13 protein-coding genes are annotated in these 15,505 nt (G+C 72.0%); 3 read left to right on the top strand and 10 right to left on the bottom strand.

The genetic code is table 11. The features are described from left to right. Positions 1-6: 6 nt before the first annotated feature. From AB5J73_RS13250 to glf, 5 genes are all read right to left on the bottom strand, one after another. Complete coding sequence (locus AB5J73_RS13250; protein WP_370970016.1) at positions 7-1,524, bottom strand: hypothetical protein; 1,518 nt, start codon at positions 1,522-1,524, stop codon at positions 7-9. Positions 1,525-1,604: 80 nt separating this feature from the next. After that, positions 1,605-2,153, bottom strand: coding sequence for a hypothetical protein (locus AB5J73_RS13245; RefSeq protein ID WP_370970015.1), 549 nt, complete (start codon positions 2,151-2,153; stop codon positions 1,605-1,607). Positions 2,154-2,266: 113 nt separating this feature from the next. After that, complete coding sequence (locus AB5J73_RS13240; RefSeq protein WP_370970014.1) at positions 2,267-3,235, bottom strand: decaprenyl-phosphate phosphoribosyltransferase; 969 nt, start codon at positions 3,233-3,235, stop codon at positions 2,267-2,269. After that, positions 3,232-3,750, bottom strand: a complete 519-nt coding sequence (locus AB5J73_RS13235) for a phosphatase PAP2 family protein (RefSeq protein WP_370970013.1) — start codon at positions 3,748-3,750, stop codon at positions 3,232-3,234. The genes AB5J73_RS13240 and AB5J73_RS13235 overlap by 4 nt, the downstream gene beginning before the upstream one ends. Then, positions 3,743-4,966, bottom strand: a complete 1,224-nt coding sequence (glf, locus tag AB5J73_RS13230) for a UDP-galactopyranose mutase (protein WP_370970012.1) — start codon at positions 4,964-4,966, stop codon at positions 3,743-3,745. Before glf ends, AB5J73_RS13235 begins: the two co-directional genes overlap by 8 nt. A gap of 79 nt (positions 4,967-5,045) precedes the next feature. Here glf and AB5J73_RS13225 point away from each other — a divergent pair, with 79 nt between their 5' ends. Continuing rightward, positions 5,046-7,055, top strand: a complete 2,010-nt coding sequence (locus tag AB5J73_RS13225) for a DUF6541 family protein (protein ID WP_370970011.1) — start codon at positions 5,046-5,048, stop codon at positions 7,053-7,055. A 138-nt stretch (positions 7,056-7,193) separates the two neighbouring features. Here the strand turns inward: AB5J73_RS13225 and AB5J73_RS13220 are convergent, their stop codons facing one another. Then, positions 7,194-8,075, bottom strand: a complete 882-nt coding sequence (locus AB5J73_RS13220) for an LLM class flavin-dependent oxidoreductase (RefSeq protein ID WP_370970010.1) — start codon at positions 8,073-8,075, stop codon at positions 7,194-7,196. Positions 8,076-8,171: 96 nt separating this feature from the next. Between AB5J73_RS13220 and AB5J73_RS13215 the strand changes: the two genes are divergently transcribed. Beyond that, positions 8,172-8,972 (top strand): HAD family hydrolase, encoded by an 801-nt coding sequence (locus AB5J73_RS13215; protein WP_370973130.1) that lies wholly within the window; start codon positions 8,172-8,174, stop codon positions 8,970-8,972. On the opposite strand, the gene AB5J73_RS13210 is transcribed toward AB5J73_RS13215, so the two are convergent. The 3 genes from AB5J73_RS13210 to AB5J73_RS13200 form a co-directional block, all read right to left on the bottom strand. Continuing rightward, positions 8,969-9,709: a lysophospholipid acyltransferase family protein gene (locus AB5J73_RS13210; protein WP_370970009.1), complete on the bottom strand. Its 741-nt coding sequence runs from the start codon at positions 9,707-9,709 to the stop codon at positions 8,969-8,971. The two genes, AB5J73_RS13215 and AB5J73_RS13210, sit on opposite strands and share 4 nt — an antisense overlap. 69 nt (positions 9,710-9,778) lie before the next feature. Further along, on the bottom strand, positions 9,779-11,215 hold the full coding sequence (locus tag AB5J73_RS13205; RefSeq protein WP_370970008.1) for a hypothetical protein: 1,437 nt from the start codon (positions 11,213-11,215) through the stop codon (positions 9,779-9,781). Then, the gene (locus AB5J73_RS13200; RefSeq protein WP_370970007.1) at positions 11,212-12,870 is read right to left on the bottom strand and encodes a hypothetical protein; all 1,659 of its coding nucleotides are present in this window, start codon (positions 12,868-12,870) and stop codon (positions 11,212-11,214) included. The genes AB5J73_RS13205 and AB5J73_RS13200 overlap by 4 nt, the downstream gene beginning before the upstream one ends. Before the next feature lie 277 nt (positions 12,871-13,147). Here AB5J73_RS13200 and AB5J73_RS13195 point away from each other — a divergent pair, with 277 nt between their 5' ends. Then, positions 13,148-15,034 (top strand): DUF6541 family protein, encoded by a 1,887-nt coding sequence (locus AB5J73_RS13195; protein WP_370970006.1) that lies wholly within the window; start codon positions 13,148-13,150, stop codon positions 15,032-15,034. On the opposite strand, the gene AB5J73_RS13190 is transcribed toward AB5J73_RS13195, so the two are convergent. Further along, positions 15,016-15,501, bottom strand: a complete 486-nt coding sequence (locus tag AB5J73_RS13190; RefSeq protein ID WP_370970005.1) for a GNAT family N-acetyltransferase — start codon at positions 15,499-15,501, stop codon at positions 15,016-15,018. The genes AB5J73_RS13195 and AB5J73_RS13190 overlap by 19 nt on opposite strands. Positions 15,502-15,505 lie beyond the last annotated feature (4 nt).

Raw genomic sequence — 15,505 nt, 5'->3', positions numbered from 1 at the left:
GCTTAGCTAGCTCCCGAGGGCGTGGGCGGGCACCAGGTACAGGTTCTGGCTGCCCATCCACGGTGAGTCGATCCGCCAGCTCGCCAGCGCCGCCGGCGGGGGTGCGCGGCGGGTCGTCGCCAGGACCAGGTCCGGGCTGATCGGCGCCACGCTGTGGTCGAAGTTGTGGAAGTTCGCTTCCAGCAGCGCCCGGCCGATGTCGCCGCTGCGGCGCTTCGTCTCGGTGATCGCCGGGTCGACCGCGCCGCGGTCGGAGAACTCGTCGACCAGCTCGCAGTCGCACGCGTAGGCCAGCGCGCCGACCTCGCCCGCCGTCTCGACCTTGCGGCCGTGCGCGATGGCCGCCAGCTCCTGGCCGATCTCGCGGTACTCCGTCGTCGACGCGTGGTTGCTGGTGATCGGCGCGAACTGGCGCGGGAGGCCCGGCATCGCGTACACCGCGACGCTGGCCGTGACCACCGCGGCGGCGGCCGTCCACGTCCCGCGGCGCACCCGCTCGGGAACCACCGAGGCGCCGGCCGCGAGGAAGATCGTGGCGCCGATGATGCTCGGCGCGTAGTACCAGTGGTACGGCGGCACGCCGAGGCGGCTGTAGGCGACGTAGTGCAGAGCACCCGCGACGGCGAGCGCGGCGAACGGCGTCAGGCGGCGCGCGGCCTCGGAACCGCGGCGGTACCGGACGATCCAGACCACCCCGGCCGCACCGGCGAGCAGCAGCGGCAGGAACGACAGCGCGGCCGCCGTCGGGAAGTTGCGCCAGTAGAGCAGCGGGCCGTTCGTGAAGCTGAACGGTCCCCACGACTGCTGGCTGATCTTGATGACGAGCGTGTCCGGCACGGCCGAGCCGAGCACCAGCCAGCTGAAGCCGAACCACGGCAGCATCACGGCGAGCGCCGAGAACGCCGTCCGCCAGATGCCCGCCCAGAACTCGCGGCGGGCCGCGAACAGCACTGCCGCGATCAGCAGCAGGTCGATCCGGACGAGCGCGAGCAGGCCGATCACGACGCCCAGCCGTCCCGCGTGGCGCTCGCCGGCGTAGACGAGCGTCCAGACGACACCGGTGGCGCCGAGGGCGACCTCCAGCCCGATCGACGACAGCAGCAGCGGGTTGACCAGCAGCAACGCGAACGTCAGCGGCGCGAACGCGGCCGGCAGCCCGGTGCGCTCGCCGAGCCGGCGCAGGCCCAGCACGAGCAGCACCTGCGCGACGACGAACACGATCCCGGCGGCGAGGACGGCGTCGCGGACGACGAACGTGACCGCGCCGAGGGCCAGGACGTTCAGCGGGGACGTCGCGGTGTTCGCCGTCCCCTGCTCGATCAGGCCCCAGTGGGCGTGGAAGGCGAGGTTCTTCGCGTAGGACAGCGTGATGTAGGTGTCATCGATGAGATGGTGGCTGACCAGGGCGAACACGAGGGCGGAGGCCACCGCGGCACCCGCCGGGAGGGCCCACGGGCGGGTGACGGGCACGGCCGCCGGCAGCGCACCGGCGGCCTCGGGAAGTTCTGCGGAGGCGCTTCGCATCCCGGACACCGTACCCCGCCCGTGATGCTTCCGTGATCTGAGTGGGGGGCCGGTGGTGCAGACCACAGTGCCCGGGTGGGTCAGATGCCGTCGCCGCTGCCCTGGCCCGGGTTGCCGCCCTGGTTGCCCTGGCCACCGCGGAAGCCGGGGCCCCGGCCATCCTGGTGGCCGCCGGGGCCGTTGTACTGGCGGTGGATGCCGGGGCGGCCGTCGCGGGGACCGTGGTGGCTCGCGGCGGCGATCCCGCCGACGATGCCGCCGCCGACCAGCAGGCCGAGGACCCCGACGGCGACGAGCTGGGTGGCGCGGTGGCCGACGAACCGCCGGAAGCCGCCGGACTGGCGTGGCGCGGCCTGGGGCGGGCCCCAGGCGCCGTAGGACTGGCCCGGGCCGGGCTGGGAGAGCTGAGGGGTGGGCGGCGCTTGCTGCCCCGCCCCGGCGGCGGGTGGGGGCTGCTGGCCGAGGACGGCGGTCTGGTCGGCGGCCGGAGCGGCGGGCTCGCCGGGCGCGGCCGCGGCGGGCTGGGCGGGCGGCTGACCGGGGGCCGCTGGGGTCGTCGTGGTGGGTTGCTCGACGGTGGGTTGGTCGGCTCCCTGCGGGGCCTTCTCCTCGCGCGGCTGGTCGTTCATCGTCGCTCCTGTGGTCACGGGGACGGGCGCAGTGCCCGCCCCCACCACCTCAGGGTGCGCCGGTCAGCTGTGCGTCACCTGAAACGAACCTGTCGATCCGCCATGAAACCGACTTACAGGTAGAACGACAGGAACAGCGTGACCACCCAGGTCGCGCCCAGGACCTGCAGGATGCGGTCCTTGAGCGCGATCTCCTCGGGCTCGCCCGCGATGCCGCCGTCGACGTCGACCGCGTAGCGCAGCACCGCCACCACGAACGGGACCATCGAGATGAGCGCCCACACCGAGTTGTGCTCGGTCTGGCGGATCTCGAACGCCCAGAGGCAGTACGACATGATCAGGATCGCCGCCGACGTCGCCCAGACGAACCGCAGGTAGCTGGCCGAGTACTTCTTCAGCGACGAGCGGATCTTGGCGCCCGTCCGCTCGAACAGCATGATCTCCGCGTAGCGCTTGCCCGCCACCATGAACAGCGAGCCGAACGCCGTGACCAGCAGGAACCACTGGGACAGCGCGATGCCGCCCGCGACGCCACCGGCGATCGAGCGCATCAGGAAGCCCGAGCCGACGATGGCCAGGTCGACCACCGGCTGGTGCTTCAGGCCGAAGCAGTAGCCGAGCTGGACCGCCTCGTAGACGGCCAGCACGACCGCCAGCTGCCAGCTGGCGAAGAACGACACGCCGAGGCCGGCCAGGAAGAACACGACCGCGGCCCCGTACGCGACGGGGACCGGCACGATGCCGGCCGCGATCGGCCGGTTGCGCTTGGTCGGGTGGGCGCGGTCGGCCTCGACGTCGATGGCGTCGTTGATCAGGTAGACCGAGCTCGCCGTCAGGGAGAAGGCCACGAAGGCGATGATCGCGTCGATCAGCAGACCGGTGCGGTCGGTCGACTTCGAGAACGCGAAGAACGGGGCCGCGAAGACCAGGACGTTCTTCACCCACTGGCGCGGCCGCGCCGTCTTGATGACGCCGCCGACCAGGCCGAACCGACCGCGGGACGCGGTGGTCTCCGGAGCCTCCGGAGCCTCGGGAGTCACGGCCGTTTCTTCACTGGAGCGCTGCTCGGTCGTTTCGCTCATGGATTCTTCTTCAGCTTCCGTCGTATCAGACCACCGACGAGCCCCCCGAGAGCTGCACCGGCCAAAACGTCTGTCGGATAGTGAACGCCGAGCACGAGCCGCGAGGCGAGCATCGGCGGTACCAGGGCGGGCACCAGGTTACGCCCGGTCAATCCGGAGTAGAGCACCGCCGCCGCCGTAGTGGACGTCGCGTGCGACGACGGGAAGCTCAGCTTGCTCGGCGTGCCGACCAGTACCTCGACGCTCGGGTGGTCCGGCCGGGGGCGCCTGACCACGCGTTTCACCGCGATGGACGCGGCGTGCGCGCCGACGACGCCGGCCGAGGCGACCAGCCAGTCCTTGCGCCGCTTCTTGTCGACCGCGGCCCCGATCAGGCCGAGGGCGAACCACCCGGCGCTGTGCTCGCCGAAGTGCGAAAGGCCGCGCGCGGCCTTCACCGAAGCTTCACTCTTCAGAAAGCCCTGCGCCTTGGCCAGGACCGCCACCTCTCCGGTGGGCTGCCCCTTCTCAAGCATCGAGGGACCCGTCGAGCGGCGCGCCGTCGGTCAGGTGCGGGGCGATCTTGTTGTCGAACGCCGACAGCGCCGAGCCGATGGCCATGTGCATGTCGAGGTACTTGTAGGTGCCGAGGCGGCCGCCGAACAGCACGTTCTTCTCGCGCGCCTCGGTCTTGGCCAGCTCGCGGTAGGCCTCGAGCTTCTCGCGGTTCTCCGGCGTGTTGATCGGGTAGTACGGCTCGTCTTCCTCGGTCGCGAAGCGCGAGTACTCGCGGAAGATGACCGTCTTGTCCTTCGGGTAGTCCCGCTCCGGGTGGAAGTGGCGGAACTCGATGATCCGGGTGTACGGGACTTCCTGGTCGTTGTAGTTGACGACCGAGGTGCCCTGGTAGTCACCGGTCTGCGCGACCTCGGACTCGAAGTCGACGGTGCGCCAGGTGAACCGGCCCGCCGAGTAGCCGAAGTAGCGGTCCAGCGGCCCGGTGTAGACGGTCGGGGTGCCCGCCGGGATGTGCTCGCGCACGTCGAAGTAGTCGACGTTCAGCCGGATCTCGATGTTCTCGTGCTCGGCCATCTTCTCGAGCCACGCGGTGTACCCGTTGACGGGCAGGCCCTCGTAGGTGTCGTTGAAGTACCGGTTGTCGAAGTTGTACCGGACCGGCAGGCGCGTGATGATGTTCTCGCCCAGGTTCTTGGGGTCGTTCTCCCACTGCTTCGCGGTGTACCCGCGGATGAACGCCTCGTAGAGGGGGCGCCCGACCAGCGAGATCGCCTTCTCCTCGAGGTTCTGCGCGGCGCTGGTCTCGAACTCCGACGACTGCTTGGCGATCAGCTCGCGGGCCTCGTCCGGCGTGTGGGACTTGCCGAAGAACTGGTTGATCAGGCCCAGGTTCATCGGGAACGAGTAGACCTGGTCCTTGACCCGCGCGAACACGCGGTGCTGGTAGTTCGTGAACTCGGTGAAGCGGTTCACGTACTCCCAGACGCGCTTGTTCGAGGTGTGGAAGAGGTGCGCGCCGTACTTGTGCACCTCGATCCCGGTCTCGGGCTCGGCCTCGGAGTACGCGTTGCCGCCGAGGTGGCTGCGCCGCTCGAGGATGAGGACCTTCTTGCCCAGCTCGGCCGCGGCCCGTTCGGCGACGGTCAGGCCGAAGAAACCGGACCCGACGACGACGAGGTCGTAACCTGCGAAATCGTCTTCAGTAATCTGTGCGGGGTTCGTGTGCGCGCTCACGGGCGTCGAGGGTACGGGGGTCGCTGACCCGGCTCGCACCCGACTATCACATTTCGGCCTACGACACACCTGGAAAGCAGTGCCTGCACCCGAGGACTTCTGGAGCTACTTCGCCGCGGTGGCCACTTATCTGGCCGTGCTGGCGGTCCCCGGCGGGGTCGTCGGGTGGGCCGCCGGCCTGCGCGGCTGGGCCCTGGCCGGGCTCGCGCCGCTGCTCAGCTACGCCATCACCGGCCTGGCCGGCCCGTGGCTCGCCGTCGTGCACGTCCCGTACGGCTCGCTGAGCGTCGCCGCGTGCACCGTGCTGCTCGCCGCCGTGCTGTACGGCCTCCGCCGGCTGTTCACCGCCCGTGGCTGGTCGACGCCGGGCGCCGAGGAGCCGCCGGTGCCGTGGACGCGCCGCGCGCACCTGGCCGTCGGCGCCTGCGTCGCGATCGCGACCGCCGTCTCGATCGCCGTCGTGGTCTCCGGCCGCGGCGGGACGACCGCGGTGTTCCAGCGCTGGGACACCGTGTTCCACGCGAACGGCATCCGCTACATCGCCGAGACCGGCGACGGCTCGCTGACCGGCATGGGCACCATCAACTGGTACCCCGAAGGCTCGTTCTACCCGAACGCGTACCACCTGGTCGGCGCGCTGGTCTACGAGCTGTCCGGGACGTCGATCCCGGTCACGCTCAACGCCGTCACGATGCCGATCGCCGGGCTGTTCGCGCTGGCCATGGTCGCGCTGGTGCGCCAGCTCGGCGGCCGCGCGGTGTTCGCCGGCAGCGCCGCGCTGGTCGCGGGCGGCGCGACGACCGGGGCGTACGAGTCGGTGTCGAGCGGGCTGCTGCCGTTCGCGCTCGGCATCGTGCTGACGCCGCTGGCGGTGGTCGCGCTGCAGCGGTTCGTCGTGCGGCCGGGCGTCGACACCGGCGCCGTGCTGGCGCTGAGCGCGACCGGCCTGCTCGCCGCGCACTCGAGCGCGTTGTTCGGCGCGATCCTGTTCGCGTTCCCGCTGGTGGTGCAGCGCTGGTACCGGGCGCTGCGCGGCCGCCGCGTCGACGGCGTCGCCGAGGGACGGCCGGCGTGGCGGCTCGTCGGCGGCGACGTGCTGCGGATGCTGCCGGTGATGGTGGCGGCCGGGCTGCTGGCCGCGCCGATGATCCTCGGCGCGATCGGCTTCACGTCGGGCTCGTACCCGTACCACGCCTGGGGCTCGCACATGCCGCTGTGGAAGGCGCTGGCCATGCTGGCGACGTTCAAGCAGGTGCTGCCGGTCCCGCAGATCTGGCTGACGGTGTTCCTCGCGATCGGCGTGTTCACGCTCGCCGCGCTGCGGCGGATGCGCTGGCTGGTGCTCTCGACGCTCGGGCTGTCGGCGCTGTTCGTGGTCGTCGCCTGCTTCGGCGGCGAAGACTGGGTGATCAGCCTGTCGCGGCCCTGGTGGAACGACCGGTTCCGGCTGATGGCGCTGGCCGCGATCCCGCTGTGCCTGCTCGCCGCGCACGGCATGAGCGAGGCCCAGCGGTGGCTGGCGAAGGCCGTCGGCAGCCGCGCGTGGGTGCGGGCGCGGCCGTGGCTGACCGGCCGGGTCGGGCTGGCGTCGGCGGTGCTGCTGGTCGTCGCGATGGGCGTGCTGACCGGCGGGTTCTACCGCGCGGCCAACGCCAAGACGGTGTCGCTGCTCTACTACAACGGCCTGCCCGGCGAGGTGGTCCCGCCGGTGAGCGCGGACGAGATCGAGGCGATGGAGAAGCTGGGCACGCTCGGCATCCCCGCCGACCAGAAGGTGCTCAACGACCGGCTGGACGGCACGGCCTGGATGTACGCGCTGACCGGCGTGCACCCGGTGGCCGGCCACTACGACGCCGGCGTCGCGCCCAAGGACGCGGTCTACCTGGCCCAGCACTTCGCGGACTACGACACCGACCCCGAAGCGCGGGCGGCGGTCCGGCGGCTGAACATCCACTACGTGCTGGTGGGCAGCGGCACCATCCGCCGGGACACCCCGATCGCGCGGGGGCTGCAGCACCTGGACGGGCACGACTTCGTGCGGCCGGTCTACCGGAACCCGGGCGCCGTGATCTACCGGATCGTGAAGTAGTGCGCCCTCGTGGCCGCGGCGCCCCTTCCGCGGCCACGAGGGCCCCCGACCCCCCGGGGTGATCTCGGTCGTCTGAAAGACAGGACGCCCGAGGGGAGGCAATCGGTTTCCCGACCGCCTGGATGTCACCCGTTCGGCCTAGTGCAGCTCCGGCAGGACGTCGCTCGCGACCTGCTCCAGGACGGCCTCGCGACCTTCGTACGGCGTCGACGACCGCGGCCAGTGCGAGATCACGTCGGTGAAGCCCAGCTCCCCCGCCCGGCCGACGGCGTCGCGGAAGGCCTCCACGCTGCTCAGCGAGAACACCGGGGACGAGTCCAGGTTCAGGTGCCGCTGGATGCTCGCCCGGTCGCGGCCCACCGCGTCCAGCCGCTGGTCGAAGACCTCGGTGAGCTGCTTGATCCCGGCCCACCACTCGTCGGCCGTCGCGCCGCCCTTGCCCGTCGTCACCCAGCCCGCGCCGAAGCGCGCGGCCAGCGTCATCGTGCGCGGGCCGTTCGCCGCGACGACGAACGGCAGCCGGGGGCGCTGCACCGGGCCGGGCAGGTTGCGGGCTTCGCGGGCCCGGTAGTACTCGCCGTCGAAGTCGAACTTGTCGGTCATGAGCAGCCCGTCGAGCGCCTCGACGAACTCGGTGAAGCGGTCCACGCGCTGCTTCGGCGACAGCTCGGGGGCGTCGAGGACCGCGCCGTCGTAGTGCAGGTGGTCGACGCCCGCGCCGACGCCGAGGACGAACCGGCCGTCGGAGACGTCGTCGAGGGTGATCAGTTCGCGCGTGAACGGCACCGGGTGCCGGGCGACCGGCGACGCCACGAACGTGCCGAGCCGGATGCGGGACGTGACCATCGCCGCCGCGGTGAGGGTCGGGACCGCGGCGAACCACGGGCCGTCGACGAGGTTGCGCCAGCCCAGGTGGTCGTACGTCCACGCGTGGTCGAAGCCGTACTCCTCGGCGGCGCGCCACTTCGGCTCGGCGGCCCACCAACGATCTTCCGGAAGAATGACGATGCCTACTCGCACAATGCCGGACACTATCGGTCACCACCGACAGTCGCACGGATGGGAAAGCTCTCCCCCGAACGTGTCAGGGACAATGGCGGGGTGGAGAGACCCCAGTTGATCGCGTCCGACGTCGACGGCACCCTGCTCGGCCCCTCCGAAACCCTCAGCGCCCGCACCATCGCGACCGTCCGCCGGGCGATCGACGCGGGGGTGCCGTTCGTGCTGGCCAGTGGCCGTCCGCCGCGGTGGATCGCCCCGATCGCGAAGCCGCTCGAGCTGACCGGCTACGCCGTGTGCGCGAACGGCGCCGTGCTGTACGACTGCGGCCGCGAGGAGATCCTCGAGGTGCACGGCCTGCTCCCGCCCACGCTGCTGCACGACATCGCGCACGCCCTCGACAAGGCGCTGCCCGGCTGCCGGCTGGCCGCCGAGCGCGTCAGCACCGGCGCGGTCGACCACGACATGCGCAACTTCGTGATCGAGCCGGACTACCACAACCCGTGGGGCGACGGCGAAGGCCGGACCGGGCCGCGGGCCGAGGTGCTCGGGCACCCGGCGATCAAGCTCCTGGTCAGCCACCGCGGGATGTCGTCCGAAGAGATGGCCGAAGCGGTCAACGCGCTGTTCGACCGCGACGTCGACGTGACGTACTCGTCGTCGGGCGGCCTGGTCGAGCTGTCGGCGCACGGCATCACGAAGGCGACCGGCCTGGCCGACCTCGCGCGGCGCCTGGACGTCGACCCCGAGCGGGTGATCGCGTTCGGCGACATGCCCAACGACGTCGAGATGCTGCGGTGGGCCGGCCACGGCGTCGCGATGGAGAACGGGCACCCGCAGGTGCTCGCGGTGGCCGACGAGGTCACCGGGCCGGCCGGGGAGGACGGCGTCGCGCAGGTCCTCGAGCGCTGGTTCTAGCCGGCGTCGGGGCGGCGGTCGAGCTCGGCCGCTTCGGCCGGGGTCGGCGCCGTGCCGCCCAGGTGGGCGGGCAGCCACCAGCGTTCCTCGTCGGACGCGGGCTGGTCCGGGTACTCGGCCTGGGCGCGGTCGAGCAGCGCGCTCATCCGGGTGCGCAGCTCCTTCGTCACGACGTCCCAGTCGTCGCCCTTCGCCGGGTGCATCGGCTCGCCGATGAGGATCGAAATCGGCACGTGCCGCCGGGTCAGGTCCTTGGGCCGGCCCTTCGTCCAGAGCCGCTGGGTGCCCCACAGCGCCATCGGCACGACCGGGACGTCGGCCGCCGCGGCCATCCGGACGGCGCCGGACTTGATCTCCTTGACGGTGAACGACTGGCTGATCGTCGCCTCCGGGAAGACGCCGACGACCTCACCGGCCTGCAGTTTCGCCAGCGCTTCGCGGTAGGAGCCCAGGCCGGCCGAGCGGTCGACGGAGATGTGGTGCATCCCGCGCATCAGCGGCCCGGCGATCTTGTTGTCGAAGATCTCCTTCTTCGCCATGAACCGCGTCAGCCGCTTGGCCGGGCGCGCGCCGAGGCCGCAGAAGATGAAGTCCAGGTAGCTGACGTGGTTGCACGCGATGACCGCGCCGCCGCGGCGCGGGATGTGCTCCGCGCCGTCGACCCGGATGCGGTTGTCGAGTACCCAGAACATCGTCCGGGCCGCTGCGATCACGGGCGGGTACACGAAGTCAGCCATCGCGCCAGGTTACGCGACCGTAGGTTTCGGGCGGTTGTTCAGCGGCGAAGGACACAAACCGGGCGAAGCTCACGCCGGCTGAACGTCGTCCCGTCGCCGGGCCGGGATGGCCAGCACCACGGCCAGCAGGAGCGCGTACAGCGCGACGGACTGGTGCTTGACGCCCTCGATCCCGTCGCCCAGCGCCGCGGTGCCGAACTGCGTCAGCGAAACGGCGAGCAGGAACCCCAGCACCACGCCCACCGCGGTGCGCCGCCGGAACCAGGCCCGGACCAGGACGAACCCCCAGATCGGCAGCAACGCGAACAGCCCGAGCGGGGCGAGCAGGCCGGTCAGCCACGACACGACCGGCACCCGGTGCTCCTGCGCGTGCGGCGCGAAGCCGGCCTCCTGGTCGAAGCTGCCGAGGTAGTCCGGCCGCGCGGTGAGCTGGTCGGTCGCGGCCCGGTTCAGGACTTCGAGGGTCCGGCCCGGGTGGGTCGCGAAGTAGCCGAGGACGTTCGGGCGGCTCATCAGCTCGCGGTAGCGGGGGTAGAGCGGGTCGATCCGGGCCGGGTGCGGGTGCCACCAGCCGTTGCCCGCGTACTGGGCGAACGACGGCGGCAGCCCGAGGGCGGCCAGGTCGGCCCGGGTGTCGTGCCTGCCGTCGACGATGTTCAGGAAGATCGAGTTGAACATGTTGATCTCGCGCGAGTCGTCCCCGGGGAACTCGCTGTACGTGCCGTCGGGGGCCAGCGCGGGCTCGACGCTCCGCTGCGCCGACAGCGTGACGAGCCCGATGGCGCCGACGACCAGCACCGCCGACGCCCACCGCTTGGCCCCGCGCAGCGAGCCCGGCCGGACCAGCAGCACCGCGAGCGCGAGGATCGGCAGGATGATCAGCGTCTGGACCTTGGCGTTGACCGCCAGGACGCCGCCGGCGAACGTGACCGCCATGCCCGCGTAGCTCCAGGCGCCCTCGCGGGCGGTCAGCAGCAGGCCGCCGGCGGCGAGCAGCAGGCCGAGGAAGGCCGTGCCTTCGCCGAGGATCGCGGCGAAGTAGCCGAAGAACGCCGAGTCGGCGACGACCAGCAGCAGCCCGGCCGCGACCGCGAGCCGGACGCGCCGCGCGTGCGGCAGGCCGAGCACGATCGCCGTCACGGCGGCCGCGGCGATGACGCTGCTCAGCAGGCCCAGCACGACCAAGCTCAGCGTCCCGTGGCGGCCGGCCAGCCCGCCGAGCCGGACGGCCAGGTCCGCGAGCCAGCTCTGCGTCAGCAGGTACGTCGGCCGGCACGGCGGCGTCCCCGGCGCGGGCGTGTAGGCGAGGTGGACGAACGCCTCCGGCAGGCCCTTCCAGGTGATCCCGGCGCCGCACAGCACGCGGCCGCCGTCGCCGTTGTTGGACATCGCGATCGGGCGCGGCACCAGGAACCGCACGACGAACAGGGCGAGCGACGCGCCGAACACCCCGATCCCGAGCCACGCCTCGGCGGGCAGCCGCCGTACCGGGGCCTCGAGCTTCACGTAGGACAGGGTACGTAGCGGAAGTCCGGGCCCTTGTCGAGGTCGGCGACCACGGCCTTCGCCTGTTCCGCGCGCGGGTACACGGCGACCCAGTACGGCGTGCCGACGCGGCGGAAGGTCGCGACCTGGTACTGGCCCGCGTAGACCGGGTCGATGGCACAGTGCTGGCGGTCGGCGTAGCCGCCGTCGCCCGGCACGGCGACGGTCGGGCGGCGGGCGTTGACGACGTAGTCGTAGTCGGTCGAGACGCCGCCTTCGTGGCGCCCGTCGCGGGCGATGTGGTCGTCGGTGCGGCCGAGTACGTCGACGATGAGCAGCTGACCGCCGTGGGCGGCGAGCGCGCCGGGCGCGCTGCCGCTGACCACGGACCCGGGCGGCAGGTACTCGCCGAGCCAGCCGCCGATCTCGGCGAGCTGGGTGCCGTTCGCGCGCCAGTCGCGCACGCGGTCGAGCATCTCGGGGCTGAACACCGAGACGAGCACCGCGATCCCGGCCAGCCCGCAGGCGGTCACCGGGACCAGCCGCGTCGCAGCGGGCCACGACCGCGGCGAGGGCGCCGGCCGGCCCTCGACGTCCGCGGTGAGCACGCCGTACGCCGCGACGGCAGCGATGGCGAGGAGCGGCGGCACCGGGGCCAGCAGCCGCCACGACGGGCCGGGGTCGCCGCCGATCAGCACCGCGGCGGCGGCGAGCCCGATCGCCGTCGCGAACAGCAGCCAGATCAGCGCCCGCGCTTCGCCCGCTTCGCCGCGCCGCAGCAGGAGCGCGACCGCGGCGACCAGGCCGAGCAGCAGGAAGCCCTGGTGCGCGAGCGCGAACCCGGACAGGTACGGCCAGCCGGTGGCGACCTGCGTGGCGAACGGGGCGCCGAGCCTCGCGGCCAGCGGCGCGGGCAGGTAGTGCTGGTAGAACGTCATCCGCCAGGCCAGCCGCGGGATCAGGAACACCAGCGCGCCGAGCACGTAGCCGACCGGCGCCCACCAGCTGTGCTGCTTCTTCACGGCGGCGCCGAGCAGCCACAGACCGCCCAGCGCGGCCACCACGAGCCCTTGCGGGCTGGTCATGACGGCGAAGGAGACCAGCACCCCGGCGACGACCGGGCGGCGCGCCGCGAGCGAGTAGCCGACGGCGAGGACGAGCAGCACGAACAGCGGGACCTCGGAGCCGGACGGCCCGTAGACGGCCAGGCCGCCCGCGCTCGCCGTGAGCACCGCGGCGGCGACGCCGATCGCGGCGCGCGGCTCGGTGCCTTCGGGTGCGGCGGCGGCGACGATCCGGTTGACCAGGAAGTAGGCCAGCAGCACGCAGCCGAGCGCGGCGGCGACCCCGAACACGACGGCGGTGGTGTCGACGTCGGCGCCGAACGCGGCGCGCGGCAGGGCGATCAGCACCAGCCAGAAGAAGTTCGTGTAGCCCTCGACGCGCTCGCCGGGGTTGAAGACGGGCCCGTTGCCGTCGGCGATGTTCTGCGCGTACCGGAACGACACCAGCGCGTCCTCGGTGACGGTCGCGAACAGCAGCTGGTGGAGCAGCGAGAGGCCGAGGGTGAGCACGAGGACCGCGCCGCGCCAGCCGCGTTCGGCGTCGAGGCGGGTCCAGGACAGGACGACGATCGCGGCGAGGACGAGCCACGCCACCACGACCGCGTAGACCACCCGTCCCCCTCACGTCCGTCCCCGCGTCCCGCCCGGCCGGGCGGGACGGCACCGCCAGGTTATCGACTACCGGCGGTGGTGGGTTTCCTTCGGTTTGCCTCGTCCGATCGAAAAAACCGAAGATCACTTACTCCGCGTTAGTCAATCAGGGAAATGCACTCGTTAATATAACCCGATCGGGTGGCGAACTCGACGGTCGAAGTGACGTCGCCGAATTGTCGGATCAGCCACCTCACCCCGCGACGCCCGGCCGATCTTCCTCGGCTTACTCTCCACCGTGCTTTCTGTCAGCGCCGCCATTCTCGTCATCGCCGTCCCGGGACTGCTGATCGGTCTCGCGGCCGGTTTGCGCGGCTGGGCCTTGGCCGGGCTGGCACCCTTGGCGAGCTACGCGATCGGCGGGCTGACCGGACCGTGGACCGCGGCGCTGGGATTGCCGTTCACCGCGGTGACTTACGCCGTTTCCACCGTCCTTTTCGCCGCGCTCGCGTTCGGCGCCCGGAAACTGGCGGTGCGCCGCCACCCGCCGGCGCCCGAGCCCGGCTTGTGGGCGCGCCGCGGGCACCTCGCGGTGGTGGCGTGCCTGCTCGTCGCGGCCGCCACCGGCCTGTCCGCCGCGCTGCTCGGGATGGGCCGGCTGGGCGCGCTGCCGCAGGGTTTCGACGCGGTCTACCACGGCAACGCGGTCCGCTACATCGCCGACACCGGCGACGGCGGCCTGTTCGGCACCGGGCACGTGAACTGGTACGGGGACGCGGCGCCGGTGTTCTACCCGAACGCGTACCACCTGCTGGCCTCGGTGACGTACCGGCTGAGCGGCGCGTCGATCCCGGAGACGCTGGACGCGAACACCGTGCTGCTGCCGGGCTTGCTCGCGTTGTCGCTGGTGACGCTGGTTCGGGAGTTCCGCGGCCGCGCGGTGCTGGCCGGCACGGTGGCGCTGACGGCGGTGGCGCCGGTGATGGGCGTCTACGAGTCGATGGACCGCGGCCCGCTGCTGCCGTTCGCGCTGGGGGTGGCGCTGACGCCGCTGGGCGCGGTGGCGCTGCACCGGTACCTGGAGCGGCCCGCGCCGGACACCGGGCTGCTGCTGGTGCTGGCCGGGACGGGCTTGCTGTGCGTCCACTCGTCGACGTTGTTCGGCGGGATCCTGTTCGCCGGGCCACTGCTGGTGCAGCGCTGGCTCACGGGGTGGCGCCGGATCGGCCGCGACCTGCTCGCGCTGCTGCCGATCGCGGTGGTGTCGCTGCTGGTGGCGTGGCTGCAGCTGTCCGGCGCGCTGGGCCTGGCCACCGGCGCGGTGCCGTACTACGGCTGGCCGAGCGAATACCGCGCGTCGACGGCGCTGGGCGCGTTGCTGGGGTTCCAGCACTTCGAACCGCACCCGCAGGTGTGGCTGTCGGTGGCGTTGTTCCTCGGGATCGTGTTCTTCGCGCGGGCGGGCGCGCTGCGCTGGATCGGCCTGACGGCGGCCGTGACGGGCCTGGCGTACATCGCGGTGGCGTCGTCGAACGCCCCGATCGTGATGGCGCTGTCCCGGCCCTGGTGGGACGACCCGTACCGGTTCTTCTCGATGGCGGCGATCCCGCTGTCGGTCCTGGCCGCGCACGGCCTGGCGTCGGCGCAGGCGTGGCTGCGCGACCGGCTGCCCGCCCGGGTCCCGGCGGCCGCCACCGCGGCGGTGGTGCTGCTGGGGTTCGTGGTGCTGTCCAACGGCCTGTACGTCCGTTCCAACGGCGCCCGCGTGTACCCCGGCTACCAAGCGGCGGACCCGGCGAAGCTGCGCACGACCCCCGGCGAGATCGCCGCGATGGAAGAACTCGGCCGGCTCGCGCGCCCGGGCGAGTGGGCGATGAACGACCGTTTCGACGGAACGGCGTGGACCTATGCGTTGTCGGGTATTCGCACGGTCGCCGGGCATTTCGACGAAACTTTGCCACCCAAGGACGCGCTGTTGCTCGCGGACCGCTTTCACGATTACGAGAGCGATCCCGCGGTGCGTGCCGCCGTGCGGCGGTTGAACGTCCATTGGGTGATTTTGGGCAAACCGTCGACGGAGCCCGGAAAGCCTTATCAGCCGGGGTTGATCGGATTGGCGGGTGAGCCGTTCTTGAAGGAGGCTTTCCGCAACTCGGACGCGGTGATCTACCGGCTGGTGGGGTGATCGCGGACGCCGAACCACTGCTCGGCGCCGTACGCCTCGAAGAGTTCGACCTCCGTGAAGCTCAGCTTCAGGGCGAGGCACCGGCCTCGTTCGTTGGCGGTCCGGGTGCGGAGCACGACGGGCTCGCCGGGCCGAACGCCGTCGAACCAGCCAAGCACCGCCGCGCACGCCTCGGCGGCGTAGCCGCGTCCCCAGGCCGACGGCAGGAACAGGTAGCCGAGTTCGACCCGCCCGGCGTCCGTCCGGACGGGTTTCAGCTGCTCGGCGTCCCGCCGGTCGAGGGTGATCATGCCGATCATCGCCCCGTCGAGGTCGGCCACGAAGCAGCCGGGCCGCCGCCCGGGTGCCGACTTCCGGCGAGGCGAACAGCTCGATGAACGCCGCCCGATCACGCGCCTCGGACTCGCGAAGGCCAGTCGCTCGGTGCGGAGGGGGACGGGCGGCCAGAGGGGTCCGAGGTCGGTCATGCGG

Source organism: Amycolatopsis sp. cg9, assembly GCF_041346945.1.
In the GTDB taxonomy this organism is placed as follows: domain Bacteria; phylum Actinomycetota; class Actinomycetes; order Mycobacteriales; family Pseudonocardiaceae; genus Amycolatopsis.
This window is presented reverse-complemented; position numbering and strand designations above follow the sequence as displayed.